Here is a 14,228-nt window from a genome sequence, read left to right as displayed (position 1 = left end):
AGTCATTTACAAATGTCCCATCATCAATAATTGTTTCTCGATAGCAAATCTCACATAAGGATGTTTTGATATTACGCTCTCCACAAAACGAATAATTCTGTTCCATTTTTTTCCAAAATTGTTCAGGACCTGTTCTATCCCAAAAATGATTATAGTAATCTTCATCATAAAAAATGATAATTTGAGAGTTCCAATAATAAGGAACTGCTATTACAGCAACAACTTTACAAAATGATAATTCAATAGGTTTTTGAAGAATGAATTTTTCAGTAGTACGTATCCAAGCTCTACAAAATTCTGTCTTTATTTTTCCTTTAGTTTTTAGACTGTCAATAAACGGATCACTTGGCACATGAAAATGTTCATAATCACCATCTGTTTCAAGAAATGGAGTGAACTCGTTAATGTGTCTAAGTAACATTTTTAGTTTGCGATCTTGACCGCGTGGTTTCTTTTTATCCACTTCTGTTCCCCTTTATAGATATCCTTTTACATCAGTATATCAGGTCAACATAAACTACGGCAGTCGATAATTCACAATTAAATGGCGTTTTTTCAAATAAAAAAAGACACTCTCCAAAAATTGGAAAGTGTCTGAAATGTTGATATATAAGGATATATTAACGTTTTGAGAATTGTGAAGCTTTACGTGCTTTCTTAAGACCTGGTTTTTTACGTTCAACCATACGTGAATCACGTGTAAGTAATCCAGCGCGTTTTAATGGTGCGCGGAAATCAGGATCTACTTCTAATAAAGCGCGTGAGATACCGTGACGGATAGCGCCGGCTTGACCTGCGTAGCCTCCACCGTTTACGTTTACGAATACATCGTATGAACCAGTTGTTTCAGTAACACCAAATGGTTGGTTGATTACTAAACGTAGGTCAGCATGTGGGATATATTCTTCAACGTCTTTTTTATTTACAGTAATTTTACCAGTTCCTGGTACTAAACGTACGCGAGCAACTGCATTTTTACGACGGCCTGTGCCGCTATATTGAACTTGTGCCAATGAATTTCCCTCCTATTAAATTAAGTTTGTGATGTCTAAGACTTCTGGTTGTTGTGCTGCATGTGGATGTTCTGCTCCACCGTAAACGTGAAGTTTCATGCCTTGAGCGCGTCCTAAAGTGTTTTTAGGAAGCATACCTTTAACAGAAGTTTCGACCAAACGGCGAGAATTTTTAGCACGCATTTCGCCTGCTGAGATTGATTTCAATCCACCAGGGAAGTTTGAGTGACGGTAATAAATCTTGTCAGTTGCTTTCTTACCTGTTAATTTAACTTTGTCTGCATTGATTACAATTACAAAATCACCAGTGTCAATATGTGGTGTGAATGTTGGTTTATTTTTTCCGCGTAGCATTGATGCAACAACTGTTGAAAGACGTCCTAAAGGAACATCAGTTGCGTCTACTACGTACCATTTGCGGTCTACTTCGCCTGGCTTAGCCATATATGTTGTACGCACGTTTTTTTCCTCCAATTTCGATTTCGAATGTTTGACAAACACTTGAGTTTCCGGGGCTCTTGTGGGGCAAACAATACCATTTACCATAATACTTGCAAAGCCTTGCCATGTCAATGTTTTTCTCTTTGAAAACGCAAAATATTTTCATTTTACACCCTTTCTTCTACTATACATAATGGACTTGAATATACAAAGTAAAATGAATAAAGACACGTAATTTTAAAATTATTTTGCATAAATATTTAAAAAGTGCTTGCTTTTTGTATTTTACGATGCTAATATGGCTTCAACACATTAATTAGAATTTAATGAAAACGCGATAAGGGAGCAATCAGGATGAAAGAAAAAGTGATTTTAGCATACTCAGGTGGTTTAGATACTTCAGTCTCAATCAAATGGCTCGTGGATGAAGGTTATGACGTGATTGCCTGCTGTTTGGACATTGGTGAAGGCCGTGATACCGAATTTATCAAAAATAAAGCATTGCAAGTGGGTGCGACAGAATCTTATGCGATTGACGCTCGCGAAGAGTTCTCGCAAGATTTCGTTTTAATCGCATTGCAAGGAAATACATACTATGAAAATTCTTACCCATTGGTTTCTGCATTATCTCGTCCGTTGATTTCGAAAAAATTAGTTGAGCTGGCTCATCAAACGGGCGCAACAACGATTGCTCACGGATGTACCGGTAAAGGAAACGACCAAGTACGTTTTGAAGTTTCCATCGCTGCTCTTGATCCGAACCTGAAGATCATTGCACCCGTTCGTGAATGGAAATGGTCTCGTGAAGAAGAAATTAATTATGCGGCTGAAAAAGGCGTGCCGATCCCAGCTGATTTGGACAATCCTTATTCAATCGACCAAAACTTATGGGGACGTGCCTGCGAATGCGGCATCTTAGAAGATCCATGGGCAACTCCGCCAGCAGGCGCTTATGCGATTACTGCTGAATTAGAAGATACACCGGATAAACCAACAATTGTTGAAATTGAGTTTGAAAAAGGTGTACCAACAGCATTAGATGGAGAAAAATTATCATTAGCTAATTTGATCATGAAATTAAATACTCTTGCAGGTGTTCATGGCATCGGCAGAATCGACCATATTGAAAATCGTCTGGTCGGCATCAAATCTCGGGAAGTTTACGAATGCCCAGGTGCAGAAGTATTAATGAAGGCACATAAAGAATTAGAAGATTTAGTATTTGTTCGTGAGATGGCGCATTTCAAACCAGTGATTGAACAACAATTATGCCAAATGATCTATGATGGTCTTTGGTTCAACCCGACAATGGATGCTTTGATCGCATTCTTGAAACAATCGCAGGAAGTCGTAAACGGTGTATTGCGTGTGAAACTGTTCAAAGGCAATGTGATCGTTGAAGGACGTAAATCTGACAACAGCTTATACAACGAAAACTTGGCGACTTACACGTCTGCCGATACTTTCGATCAAGATGCTGCGATCGGCTTTATCAAACTTTGGGGCTTACCAACCAAGGTAAACGCTGAAGTGCAAGCTGGTAACCAGCAAACAACAGTTTAAATAGGAACAAAGTGAAATCATGAAAGTGCAAGATGAACCAGATGTGAGGCGGCTTTTACTTGCCGGTAAATAAGGCCGTCCGGTTTCACATCTTGCCATTGCTCTTAGGAGAGTTTCTTTTCCTGTCAGGAAATAAGGAAACCAGCAATGTTTTCATCCTGAGGTATCTGAAAAGATGCCTCCTCCCTAAAAGAAAAGCTGTACGATATCAGTTCAGCTAGACATTAAAAAAAGACCGTTGCGACGGTCTTTTTTGTTAAAAATTCGTAGATAAAAGTGAGGATAAAACAATGGCAAAATTATGGGGCGGACGTTTTGATGGGAAAAACGAGGCGTGGATCGACGCATTTGGCGCATCGATTCCTTTTGACCAGCAATTAGCGACGCAAGATATTGCCGGCAGCTTAGCACATGTTAAAATGCTTGGCGAAACAGGCATCATTACCAAAGAAGAAGCACAGCAAATCACCGCTGGGTTAAACGTATTAGCGGAAAAAGCTACAAAAGATGAATTGACCTTTACCATTGAAAATGAAGACATTCATTTGAATTTAGAAAAAATGCTCCACGACGAGATCGGACCGGTGGCGGGCAAGCTCCACACTGCCCGCAGCCGAAATGATCAAGTTGCCACAGATATGCATTTATATTTGAAGGAGCATTTAGAAGAGATCATTGAAAAGGTTCACCATTTCAGAGCAGTTTTAGTCAATAAGGCTGAAGAACATGTCGAAACGATCATGCCGGGCTATACACACCTGCAACATGCCCAGCCGATTTCGTTCGGGCACCACTTAATGGCTTATTATGGCATGCTGACGCGTGATCAAGCACGTTTGGAGGAAAGTATGAAGCGTGTGGACATCTCGCCTTTAGGCTGTGCCGCATTAGCTGGTACAACGTTCCCGATTGATCGTCAGATGACCGCAGATGACCTAGGCTTCAGTGATTTATATATGAACAGTCTTGATGGTGTTAGTGACCGTGACTTCATTCTAGAATTTTTAAGCAACAGCTCGATCCTAATGATGCACCTTTCACGTTTCTGCGAAGAAATTATTCTATGGTGCAGTCACGAATTTAAATTTGTGGAACTGACCGACACTTTTTCGACCGGCAGCTCCATCATGCCTCAGAAAAAAAATCCTGACATGGCGGAATTAATCCGCGGAAAATCAGGACGAGTGTTTGGCGACCTGATTGGACTTCTGACAGTAATCAAAGGATTGCCGTTAGCGTATAACAAAGATCTGCAGGAAGACAAAGAAGGCATGTTTGATACCGTCCACACTGTCGCGACGAGTTTAGACATCATGGCTGGCATGATTGATACTATGAACGTTCATACTCAGATCATGCATGATGCGACTGAAAAAGACTTTTCCAATGCCACAGAGTTAGCTGATTATTTAGCTACCAAGGGGATTCCCTTCCGACAAGCTCACGAGATCGTTGGAAAATTAGTATTAGAATGTACGCAAAAAGGCATTTACTTACAAGATGTATCCTTAGAAGAATATCAAGCCATCAATCCCGTGATCGAGGAAGATATCTATGATACGCTATCCTCCAAAACCGCTGTAACGCGTCGTCATTCATTAGGCGGCACCGGTTTTGATCAGGTTAAGAAGCAGATTGAATTAGCGAAAGCAGCCTTATAAAACGACAGCTATCTTTTCGTATTCTTAAAAATAGAATGCAAGAAAACGACTATCCGCTTTGGATAGTCGTTTTTTTAGGCATTCAGATAAACAGAAGTTGCTGTTTCTTTTAAAACAGTATTTAACTCTTCGATATTTCGTCTCCCTTCTTCAGATAACCAGCCTATTGCGTGTTCTTCCCCTTCTTTGACAAACGACTCAACACCATTGGCCCAAGTTGCTCGACCACACAGTACCCCATTAAAAGCTGAATCGGATTGTTTCGCAAAGCGCAGAGTTTCTTGGAACAGCTCTGCACTGACACCAGCACTTAAGAAAATAAATGGCAGCTCCGTTGCATCGGATTGTTCTTTAAAGTAAGCTGCGGCTTCCGCCTGTGTATAGCAGATTGTCTCACCGAAGCCTTCGACATAATTCATATTCACCGGCACTTCTACTTTCAACACGTCTACTTGATAGCGTTCTTGTGAGAATTCTCGCATCGCTTCGATCACTTTTCGCGGTTTTACTTTAGCATAATCCAATGAAGTCGCGTCCGTAATCTCCGCATCATAAGAAACGATCTCTAAGAAGAATGGAATATCTTCTGCTGTACATTCAGAACCAATTCTTTCCATATAAGCCCTTTTTTGCTCATTGATTTCTTCCGCTTCATCCACATCATAATATAGTAAGAACTTACAAGCATCAGCTCCAGCTTCTTTCAAGCGTTTCACTGACCAAACATTTAATACATCCGGTAAACGTCCTGGTGTTGTCGCATCGTAGCCTGTCTTTTCATAGGCAAGCAACAAGCCGCAATCGCTATCTCTAATTTCTGCTGCTGGCAACCCGTACTCTGGATCTAACAAAATCGCTGAAGCATAAGGAGTCAGCTGTTGTGAGACGAGTTCCTTGAATCTGATCACGTCGTCTGCTGTTGCTTCTTTATATTTACCAATCATTTTCTTCAAAGCGCCTCGCTGATCAATCGCTAAAGCACCAATAATTCCTGCTTCATTAGTGATTTGCTCTAAATACTTCTTTTTCCCTGCACTGCTTGTCTTCATTCATTCTCACCTATTTTTTCATTTAGTAGTGTAGCAATTTCCGTTTTTGATTTTGCCGCCTTTAACTGCTCAGTTACTTCGTTACGCATTAACAGTCGTGCGACTGCTGATAATAATTTCAAGTGAGTCGTTCCCGCCTCTGAATCTGGAATAAATAGGGCAATGACAAAGTTGATTAATTGTCCGTCTAAACTATTCCACTCGATCCCCTGCTCAAGCGTTACGATGAGGATGCTCGGTTCACCGATCGATTGATCTTTTGCATGGGGGATGGCAAAGCCATCCATCATTCCGGTAGTTCCCTCATTTTCACGCTCCACTAGTCGTTGATAAACCGACTTCGCATCAGACGAGATGTTTAAGGCTTCTGTTTGTTTCGCTAGAAATTGAAAGACTTCTTCTTGTGATGCAAATGACTGATTTAAAAAGATTTTATCTTCTTGAATGATTTCCATTCTAAGGTCCTCTCTATTCTGTAATCACTGATTTTTCTGCTTGTTCGGCATTCGCTTTTTTCTCTTTGGCAGCGACACTGCTTTTTTGAATCAGTCCTAAGATTACGCCGCCTACAAGTGCACCGATCAAAATTGAAGCAACCCATTGGATTTTTCCTGTTACGACTGGCAATACTAAGAATCCGCCATGAGGTGCAGGCACTTGAACACCAAACATATAAGTAAGGACGGCTGCGATTGAGGAACCTAACATCATTGTCGGCAACACCCGGATCGGATCTTTGGCGGCAAATGGAATCGCGCCTTCAGTAATATGTGTTGACCCTAAGATAAAGTTAACCAGACCCGCATTACGATCATTCGTATCGAAATATTTCCCAAAGAATAAGGTCGCAAAGCCTGTAATTAGTGGCGGCGCGATACAAGCAGCGGAAACCCCCGCCATGAAGGTTGTATTGCCTTGAGCTAATAGTGCTGTTCCTGTGACATAAGCAGCTTTATTGACCGGTCCCCCCATATCAAAGGCGCTCATACACCCAACGATAACGCCAAGAACTAACGGATTCGAATTTTCAAATCCAACCAAGAAGCTCATCATGCCTTCATTCACAGCTTTCATTGGATCAGCCAATAATGACATGATGATTCCGATTACTGCCACACCGATCACGGGATACAAGAAAATCGCCTTTAAGCCATCCAACTGTTTTGGCAAACCTTCCATTAATTTCTGTAAGAGTAAAATTAAATATCCTGCGAGGAAACCAGCTAAAATACCACCTAAGAAGCCTGTTCCACCATTGGTCGCGACGATACCTCCGACAAAACCAACAACTAACCCAGGTCGTTTAGCAATTCCTTCAGCAATATATGCAGCTAAAACCGGAACCATCATTCCCATCGCCGCATCGCCGACACTTTTCAGCATCGCTGCAGTCGCATTGTACTGCGCATTATCTGGATCAAAGGAATAAATCCCCCAAACTGCGAATGAGATCGCGATTAATACCCCACCAGCGACTACGAATGGCAGCATATGGGAAACTCCATTCATCAAATTTTTATAAATGCTGCGACCAAAACTGCTGTTGTTCCCCGTTTCTTCTTCCAAGGCATCTACCGCTTGATTTTCTGCTGCAACTGAACCTTTTCCTGCCAATGCATCATCAATCAAACGTTCCGCATCCTTAATCCCGGCACTAACAGACACATCAATGATTCGTTTTCCAGCAAAGCGCTCCGGATGCACATCCTTGTCAGCAGCGATAATTACTGCTTCTGCATTTTTGATTTCTTCAGCTGTTAATTCATTTTCAATACCGATCTGTCCATGAGTTTCAACTTTGATCGTAACCCCTTTTTTCTTGGCTGCTTGTTCTAAAGCTTCTTGAGCCATATACGTATGGGCGATTCCTGTTGGACAACCTGTTGCAGCGATTATTTGATAATTTGCCATGTTTTTAACCCCTCTTCTTTGATTTCAATTTGTTTACTTAACTCTTCAACGTCCGAAAAATCAGTCAAACCTTTACGAAATGCGGTGGAACTTCCTGCGGCTAAACTTTTGCGCAGGGTTTCTTCCAACGGCTGATCCGTTAAATACCCAGCCAAGAATGTTCCCAACAATGTGTCTCCGGCGCAAGCCGTGTTAACTACTTTTCCTTTTGGTGAATTTCCGCGAATAATTCTATCTCGTGTGAAAAAGATCGCTCCTTCACCGCCAAGTGACAACAATACATTTTCAGCTCCTGCGTCTAATAATTGCTGCCCATAAAATAAATAGGCTTCTTCCGTGTCAATGACTTCTCCAAACCAAGATTCCAGTTCCTCTTCATTGGGCTTTAATAGAAACGGTCGATACTGCAAGCAGTTCATTACTTCCTTGTAGCTGCTGTCGATAACCAAGTGAATCCCGCGCTCCTGACAAATTTGGCTGATCTCAATCAGGATCGTCGGTTCGACCCCACGAGGCAAACTGCCTGAGATACAAAGGTAATCCCCTGATTGCAAATCTCTGATTTGATTCAGAAAGTCTTGGACCTTTTCCGCGGTTATTTCAGGTCCTTGGTTAACTAACTTGTATTCCTCCTTTGTTTGATTGACTTGCGTGAATACATTGATGCGAGTCATTCCGGGTACTTCAATAAAATCAGTGCAAATTTCCTTTTCCCGTAAATAATCTTCTATATAGTTCCCCGTAAACCCTGCGCGAAACCCTAGTGCAGTGGTGTTGACTCCCAGAATTTTTAATACAAGCGACACATTGACACCTTTGCCGTTAGCCTGGATATCATCATCCTTTGTCCGGTTTACGGTGAAAGGATTCATTGTGTCAGTTTCGATAAATAGATCAATCGCTAAATTCATGGTGCATGTGTAGATAGACATGAGTGACGACCTCCTTGACCTTATTATGGGACATGTCGTACCGAAAAGGTTTTCACTTTTGAGCGAATTCCCCGAAAAGCTTTACATCATTTCGTAAATCGTGATACTTTTTAACTAAGATTGCATTGAAAGAAGGTAAAACAATGGATCATAAATTAAGCGAAACAGAACAATACCTCTGGGATTTTATTGAAAGCCATATCCTTGAGATCCCAAATTACTCCATCGTCAAACTGAGTGAGCAAGCCAATGTTTCGACTGCTACAATCGTGCGGACAATGAAAAAGAAAGGTTACGAAGGCTTCACCGCTTTTAAACATCATTTGAAAGAGCAGGAAAATAAAAATATCAATTTTTCTGCATTGGATAAAGTTGATAAGGGCATTCGACTGGCGATTCTAAAAAATGAACAAGAAGTCGTTCGAACCATCAATATGATCGAAATCGGCAATATCGAAGATGCCATTCAAAAGATTAAAGCTGCTGATCGGGTAATTATTTTTGCTCGAGGCTTCTCTGAGATGATTGGTCAGGAAATGATGGTGAAATTTCAATTAACCGGGAAAAACTGTCAAATGCATAACGATCCGGAAATCATCAAAAATATCAGCCGAAAACTAACGAAAAGAGACATCGTCATTTTCATTTCGCTGAATGGAGAGACTAAAGAACTCGTTGTCGCTGCCAAAAATTGTTACGATGCTGAAATCGGGTCGATTCTTTTAACAGCAAACAACTCTTCCAGCCTGATGAATTATAGCGAAATTGCTTTAGTCGGCTTCAAATCGGAAGGTTCTTACTTTCCTGATTACGAGGTGCGTTCAAGATTGCCATTACAGATCATCGCACGAATCTTACTGGACTCCTATGCCTTGCGGGTTACTGATAATTGAGAGATTTTCAATAAAAAGCAGTACCGACTTCAGATTTGTCAAAAAATAAATTGAATTAACAAAAAATGAACATTAAACATAAAAGAGACTAATCCAAAAGACTTTCTGGTAAAAATACACAAAATGAAATCGAACAATGATATTCCTATCGATTGTGATAGAATATGATTGTTCGGGTTCTTGTTAATTATTCAGGTCTTTAATACCTCATTCGCTAAATAGTAAGTCTTTGAAGCATTGTCTTTTTTAGTTAATCACTTCTTTTAGTTAATCTTTCTACGCAATAAAAACTTACAATTGAACTGTTTAGATCATTCCTTTCATACTCCGAATCAATTCTCTCTGAATCTTCAATTAAAGCTTTAATTTTCATTCAATTTCCTGTAAAATATTACATTTTTTCGAAAAACGTGGTACTTTTTATATAGTAGGTGTTGAAATGGCACGCGATTTCACGAATTCCTATCCCTTACCACATTCGCCTCGCTTTTAACATCCTTTCAACACATTGCAATCAATTTCTTCCTATTTTTCAATATTTCAAATTTGATCTACAAAATTTTTCTTCCCCTTTGTAGAATTAGAAAAGATGTGAAACGATGAACCAAAAATTAAAAGATAATATTTCAGAATCTTTGTCAGCGGTCCTTCCTATCACACTGATCGTCTTAATTATCAGTGTTGTTTTAGTACCGATGGAAATCGGTACGATTGCTATGTTTCTTGTTGGAGCAGTCATGTTGATCGTCGGGATGGGCTTTTTCCAGTTAGGTGCCGAAATGTCTATGACACCACTTGGCGAAGGGATCGGTGTCCAGCTTTCGAAGAGTAAGAAAATCGGGATACTCGCTTTCGTAGTCTTCATCATTGGTGCGATCATCACCATCGCTGAACCGGATTTGCAAGTATTAGCAGATCAGATGCCTGCGATTCCCAGTGATTTATTAGTCTGGACTGTTGCTGTTGGTGTGGGGATTTGCCTCACGATTGCCGTCTTGCGAATCTTGTTTAAGATCAACCTGTCCCTCATATTAATGGGGCTCTATTTGATTGTGGTGTTGCTCTCTTTTCTGGCTCCAAATGATTTTGTTCCTGTAGCCTTTGATTCTGGTGGAGCTACCACGGGACCGATCACTGTTCCCTTCATTTTAGCTCTAGGTGTTGGGCTCGCTTCCGTTCGAAGTGACAAAGATGCCACCGACGACAGCTTTGGTTTAGTAGCAATTTCTAGTATTGGGCCCATTCTGGCAGTATTGTTATTAGGCATTTTCTTTCGACCAACGACTACCTCTTACACGCCCATCGAATTTCCAGATATCATTACTACACGTGATGTCATGCGCGAATTCATGCTGGAGTTGCCCCATTACGCTAAAGAAGTCATGATCTCTATTTTGCCGATAGCTGCCATGTTCTTCATCTTTCAATTAGTCAGCCGTCGCTATCATCGTAGACAGTACGTTCGAATCATCGTTGGACTTATTTATACATATCTGGGACTCGTGCTCTTTTTAACTGGCGTAAGTATCGGTTTTGCCCCTGTAGGTAGTCTGCTAGGCGGCGAGTTAGCTGCAAGCAAGTTTAAATGGTTGCTTGTTCCAATTGGCATGCTGATTGGGTATTTTATTGTAAAGGCCGAACCTGCCATTCAAGTGTTAAATCATCAAGTCGAAAACGTGACTGGCGATGCGATTTCTGCTTCTGCAATGAACCTCTGTCTATCGATCGGCGTATCCGTCAGTGTCGGTTTGGCGATGCTGCGCTCCATTACTGGAATCAGCATTTACTGGATCATTATCCCTGGGTACCTTATCGCTCTGGCACTGACCCGATTTGTTCCAAAGATATTTATTGGGATCGCCTTTGACTCTGGCGGTGTGGCCAGTGGTCCAATGACCAGCACTTTTTTACTTCCCCTCAGCATTGGCGTTAGCGAAGCCCTAGGTGGAAATATCATGGCAGACGCTTTCGGCGTTGTAGCCCTGGTCGCTTTAACCCCATTGATCGCCGTTCAAATTATGGGTGTCGTTTATAAGTGGAAATCAGCGAAGTCTGCACAACAAGCGGATCTAGCTATAGAAGAGCTTAATGAAATCGAAGAATGGGAGGATTCTGAGGATGATACATAATAAGCCATCAGTTCGAATGCTAGTATTAATTATCGGGCATAAAGATGCCAAAAAAGCCCGCGCTATTTTAGAAAACCATGGTTCTCCTGTTCAATATTTAACGATCGGTGAGGGGACTGCCACGAATGAAGTTATGGATGTTTTAGGCTTAGGTGTATCTGAAAAAGCGATTCTTTTCAGTCCAGTATTAAAAAAACAGGTCCCTGATTTGTTCACCGCGCTTGCTGAGGGCTTATCCCTCCATAAACCTAATAAAGGCTGTGCCTTTACTTTCCCTATTTCTGGAGCAAGTTCGTATATTATGAAAATGTTAGATTCGGAAAAATTTGAAAAGGTAAAAAAACATGCCGAAAGAGAGGAAAGACAGATGATTCATGAAGCAAAACACTGCTTACTGATGGTCACCATCAACCAAGGATTTAGCGAGGAGGTCATGGAAGCAGCGACGGCAGCTGGGGCTGCTGGTGGTACTGTCATCCATGCGCGTCGACTTGATTCTCAAGAGACGCTGAAAAAATGGGGCATCTGTGTACAGCCGGAAAAAGAGATGGTCTATATCTTAGTGGAAAAAGACAAAAAGCTGGCAATCATGAAAGCGATCAGCGCGCAATGCGGTCTTCAAAGTGAAGCTCAAGGAATCCTGATCTCGATTCCAGTAGATGGTGTTCTCGGTTTAAATACAGATACACCACAATAAACGAAATAGCTGCGAAAGCCAGACATACAAAAAGAGGCGCCCACCATTACTGAGGGGCGCCTCTTTTTAATTAGTTATGCATCAATTTCTGGTGCTTTTCCTAAATGTGCTTGGATCATCCAAATACGTTTTTCTGTCGCAGTTTTGAATTCGATGAAGATATCTTGCGTTGGATCATCGCCTTCTTCGCCAGTTACGTCAATCCCTTTTTGATAAAGATCTGCTAAGTAACGGTAGCCTTCAACAAGTGTAGCTAAACGTTCTTCCATTGTACGATCCCAACGTCCTACTTCATCAGGAATTTTTGTTTGATCAGCCATTTCACGTAACGTTGAATAAGGTGATCCGTCTAATGTGATCAAGCGTTCTGAGATTTCGTCCAATTGATCGTTCACGTCATCCATGAAATCATCCATCATTGGGTGTAATGTCAAGAAACCAGGGCCGCGCATGTACCAGTGTGTTTGGTGAATGACCATGGACATTTGACTCAAGTCTGCAACTAGTTGGTTCAATACTTCTTTTGTTTTTTCGAATTTCATTCCTTCATACCTCCTAATTTTTGCTCCACTAAAAGCATAATACAATTATGGCAAAAGTACAAAGAAAATGCTGGCAAAACGCTCATTTTTCGTATCTTATTGAAAAAGGGAGGTGAAAACCATCATACATTTTATCTTTGGAACGGTCATCGGATCTTTCTTGGCCGTCGTTTGTACTCGGATTCCTTGAAATGAATCGCTGCTTTATCCACCTTCCCATTGTGAACAATGCGGACATAAGCTCTATCCAAGCGAAATGATTCCGTTACTTTCCGCTTTGCGTCAAAGATTTTACTGTACCCATTGTCATGAAAAATTTTCGACACGAAGTTTTTGGCTGGAGCTCTTTTGCGGTATTTTCTTTCTAGTCTTCCTACAGGATTTCAATTGGATCAATCTTTGGCAACTGTTTTGGCTACTGAGTTCATTGGTTTTGGCAGTGATCGATTGGGATCATTATATCGTAGAGATGAGGATTTTTGGTGTAACGGGAATGATTCTGCTAGTCAGCGGTGCTTGCTTGTTCCACCCTTATTGGCTTCAACCGCTGATTGTTTGCGGCGTATTTTTTCTCAGCCAAAAAATACTCCCAAACAGCTTAGGTCTGGGAGATCTTTGGGTGATCGGGCTATGGAGCTTCTTTTTGTCCGGGTATGAACTGCTGCAGGTTCTATTTGTTGCTTCCTTCAGCGGCCTTGCCTTTTTCGGCTATCAGACACTGCGTAAAAATATCCCGGAACGACTTCCATTCCTGCCCTTCCTATTTATCGGGCTTCTATTCTTACTCTTGAGAGAGCGTTAAGCATCCCAGTGCTGACGGATGAAGCCTTTACGTCCCGAACCTTCACTGTAGGCGTTGTAGTGTTCGGGATTTTTCCGGTAAAAATCTTGATGATATTCTTCTGCGGGATAAAAGGCTTGCGCTGGTTCGATAGATGTAACAATCGGGTCTTTGAAGCGTCCGCTTGTTTCTAATCGTTCTTTCGATGCTTCCGCTACTTCTTTTTGCTCTGGCGAAGCATAAAAAATCACTGGACGATAAGAATCACCGCGATCCGCAAATTGGCCAAAAGCATCGGTGGGATCTGTTTGTTGCCAATAGATCTCGACTAATTGCTGATAAGAGATAACTGTTGGATCAAAAGTAATTTCAACAGCTTCCGTGTGTCCAGTCGTACCGCTGCAGACCTCTTCATATGTCGGATTTGGAACATGTCCGCCTGTATAGCCAGAAACGACCTGCTTAATGCCAGGCATTTGATCAAACGGTTTTACCATGCACCAAAAACAGCCACCAGCAAATATTGCTTTTTCTTCTGTCATGAAACATCCCCCCTTTTGGTTTCATCATAACCCTTTCTCTAAAAATTGAAACGAATCTGCTCACGTCACACTTC

15 protein-coding genes and 1 pseudogene are annotated in these 14,228 nt (G+C 41.3%); 7 read left to right on the top strand and 9 right to left on the bottom strand.

What is annotated here, in order from left to right:
* The 3 genes from AC4J95_RS20130 to rplM all read right to left on the bottom strand — a co-directional run.
* Window positions 1-463, bottom strand: a 463-nt coding sequence (locus tag AC4J95_RS20130; protein ID WP_494551393.1) for a DUF3916 domain-containing protein, incomplete at its 3' end; no start/stop codon positions are given.
* Between the two features lie 157 nt (window positions 464-620).
* Entirely contained in the window at window positions 621-1,013 is a 393-nt protein-coding gene (gene rpsI / locus AC4J95_RS20125; RefSeq protein ID WP_316405382.1) for a 30S ribosomal protein S9, read from the bottom strand.
* 15 nt (window positions 1,014-1,028) lie between these two features.
* Complete coding sequence (gene rplM, locus AC4J95_RS20120; protein ID WP_192935230.1) at window positions 1,029-1,457, bottom strand: 50S ribosomal protein L13; 429 nt, start codon at window positions 1,455-1,457, stop codon at window positions 1,029-1,031.
* Between the two features lie 351 nt (window positions 1,458-1,808).
* Here rplM and AC4J95_RS20115 point away from each other — a divergent pair, with 351 nt between their 5' ends.
* Window positions 1,809-3,017: an argininosuccinate synthase gene (locus tag AC4J95_RS20115; RefSeq protein ID WP_494551392.1), complete on the top strand. Its 1,209-nt coding sequence runs from the start codon at window positions 1,809-1,811 to the stop codon at window positions 3,015-3,017.
* 290 nt (window positions 3,018-3,307) lie between these two features.
* Entirely contained in the window at window positions 3,308-4,678 is a 1,371-nt protein-coding gene (gene argH, locus AC4J95_RS20110; RefSeq protein ID WP_494551391.1) for an argininosuccinate lyase, read from the top strand.
* A gap of 74 nt (window positions 4,679-4,752) precedes the next feature.
* Here argH and lacD read toward each other — a convergent pair whose 3' ends face one another.
* The 4 genes from lacD to pfkB are packed head-to-tail and all read right to left on the bottom strand — an operon-like array spanning window position 4,753 to window position 8,570.
* Entirely contained in the window at window positions 4,753-5,727 is a 975-nt protein-coding gene (gene lacD, locus AC4J95_RS20105) for a tagatose-bisphosphate aldolase (protein WP_316405379.1), read from the bottom strand.
* Window positions 5,724-6,182: a fructose PTS transporter subunit IIA gene (locus AC4J95_RS20100; protein ID WP_494551390.1), complete on the bottom strand. Its 459-nt coding sequence runs from the start codon at window positions 6,180-6,182 to the stop codon at window positions 5,724-5,726. The genes lacD and AC4J95_RS20100 overlap by 4 nt, the downstream gene beginning before the upstream one ends.
* A gap of 13 nt (window positions 6,183-6,195) precedes the next feature.
* Window positions 6,196-7,638 carry a PTS fructose transporter subunit IIC gene (locus AC4J95_RS20095; RefSeq protein ID WP_494551389.1) on the bottom strand — a complete coding sequence of 481 codons (1,443 nt, stop codon included), beginning with the start codon at window positions 7,636-7,638 and terminating at the stop codon, window positions 6,196-6,198.
* Complete coding sequence (pfkB, locus tag AC4J95_RS20090) at window positions 7,620-8,570, bottom strand: 1-phosphofructokinase (protein ID WP_494551388.1); 951 nt, start codon at window positions 8,568-8,570, stop codon at window positions 7,620-7,622. The genes AC4J95_RS20095 and pfkB overlap by 19 nt, the downstream gene beginning before the upstream one ends.
* Before the next feature lie 143 nt (window positions 8,571-8,713).
* On the opposite strand from pfkB, the gene AC4J95_RS20085 reads away from it, so the two are divergent.
* The 3 genes from AC4J95_RS20085 (at window position 8,714) to AC4J95_RS20075 (ending at window position 12,289) form a co-directional block, all read left to right on the top strand.
* Window positions 8,714-9,463, top strand: a complete 750-nt coding sequence (locus tag AC4J95_RS20085; protein ID WP_494551387.1) for a MurR/RpiR family transcriptional regulator — start codon at window positions 8,714-8,716, stop codon at window positions 9,461-9,463.
* 599 nt (window positions 9,464-10,062) lie between these two features.
* A complete protein-coding gene (locus AC4J95_RS20080; RefSeq protein ID WP_316405375.1) occupies window positions 10,063-11,592 on the top strand; it encodes a DUF1538 domain-containing protein in 1,530 nt (509 codons plus the stop codon).
* Window positions 11,582-12,289 (top strand): transposase, encoded by a 708-nt coding sequence (locus tag AC4J95_RS20075; RefSeq protein ID WP_494551386.1) that lies wholly within the window; start codon window positions 11,582-11,584, stop codon window positions 12,287-12,289. Before AC4J95_RS20080 ends, AC4J95_RS20075 begins: the two co-directional genes overlap by 11 nt.
* 74 nt (window positions 12,290-12,363) lie before the next feature.
* On the opposite strand, the gene AC4J95_RS20070 is transcribed toward AC4J95_RS20075, so the two are convergent.
* Window positions 12,364-12,831 carry a Dps family protein gene (locus AC4J95_RS20070; protein ID WP_316405373.1) on the bottom strand — a complete coding sequence of 156 codons (468 nt, stop codon included), beginning with the start codon at window positions 12,829-12,831 and terminating at the stop codon, window positions 12,364-12,366.
* Window positions 12,832-13,030: 199 nt separating this feature from the next.
* Between AC4J95_RS20070 and AC4J95_RS20065 the strand changes: the two are divergent.
* Together AC4J95_RS20065 and AC4J95_RS20060 are read left to right on the top strand one after the other, a co-directional pair.
* Window positions 13,031-13,195, top strand: a pseudogene (locus AC4J95_RS20065) (prepilin peptidase); the annotation flags it as partial.
* A 69-nt stretch (window positions 13,196-13,264) separates the two neighbouring features.
* Window positions 13,265-13,633: a hypothetical protein gene (locus AC4J95_RS20060; RefSeq protein WP_494551385.1), complete on the top strand. Its 369-nt coding sequence runs from the start codon at window positions 13,265-13,267 to the stop codon at window positions 13,631-13,633.
* Here AC4J95_RS20060 and msrA read toward each other — a convergent pair.
* A complete protein-coding gene (gene msrA, locus AC4J95_RS20055; RefSeq protein WP_494551384.1) occupies window positions 13,630-14,154 on the bottom strand; it encodes a peptide-methionine (S)-S-oxide reductase MsrA in 525 nt (174 codons plus the stop codon). The genes AC4J95_RS20060 and msrA overlap by 4 nt on opposite strands.
* Window positions 14,155-14,228 lie beyond the last annotated feature (74 nt).

Source organism: Enterococcus sp. GPZ-007 (genome assembly GCF_059374735.1).
Note: the sequence above shows the minus strand (reverse complement) of the source record. Positions and strands in the feature narration are given on the sequence as shown.

Coding starts and splice junctions, on each gene's coding strand:
- AC4J95_RS20100 (WP_494551390.1), bottom strand. CDS start 6,182: ATGGAAATCATTCAAGAAGATAAAATCTTTTTAAATCAGTCATTTGCA.
- AC4J95_RS20070 (WP_316405373.1), bottom strand. CDS start 12,831: ATGAAATTCGAAAAAACAAAAGAAGTATTGAACCAACTAGTTGCAGAC.
- AC4J95_RS20075 (WP_494551386.1), top strand. CDS start 11,582: ATGATACATAATAAGCCATCAGTTCGAATGCTAGTATTAATTATCGGG.
- AC4J95_RS20095 (WP_494551389.1), bottom strand. CDS start 7,638: ATGGCAAATTATCAAATAATCGCTGCAACAGGTTGTCCAACAGGAATC.
- pfkB (WP_494551388.1), bottom strand. CDS start 8,570: ATGTCTATCTACACATGCACCATGAATTTAGCGATTGATCTATTTATC.
- AC4J95_RS20080 (WP_316405375.1), top strand. CDS start 10,063: ATGAACCAAAAATTAAAAGATAATATTTCAGAATCTTTGTCAGCGGTC.
- AC4J95_RS20085 (WP_494551387.1), top strand. CDS start 8,714: ATGGATCATAAATTAAGCGAAACAGAACAATACCTCTGGGATTTTATT.
- argH (WP_494551391.1), top strand. CDS start 3,308: ATGGCAAAATTATGGGGCGGACGTTTTGATGGGAAAAACGAGGCGTGG.
- rplM (WP_192935230.1), bottom strand. CDS start 1,457: ATGGCTAAGCCAGGCGAAGTAGACCGCAAATGGTACGTAGTAGACGCA.
- AC4J95_RS20115 (WP_494551392.1), top strand. CDS start 1,809: ATGAAAGAAAAAGTGATTTTAGCATACTCAGGTGGTTTAGATACTTCA.
- msrA (WP_494551384.1), bottom strand. CDS start 14,154: ATGACAGAAGAAAAAGCAATATTTGCTGGTGGCTGTTTTTGGTGCATG.
- lacD (WP_316405379.1), bottom strand. CDS start 5,727: ATGAAGACAAGCAGTGCAGGGAAAAAGAAGTATTTAGAGCAAATCACT.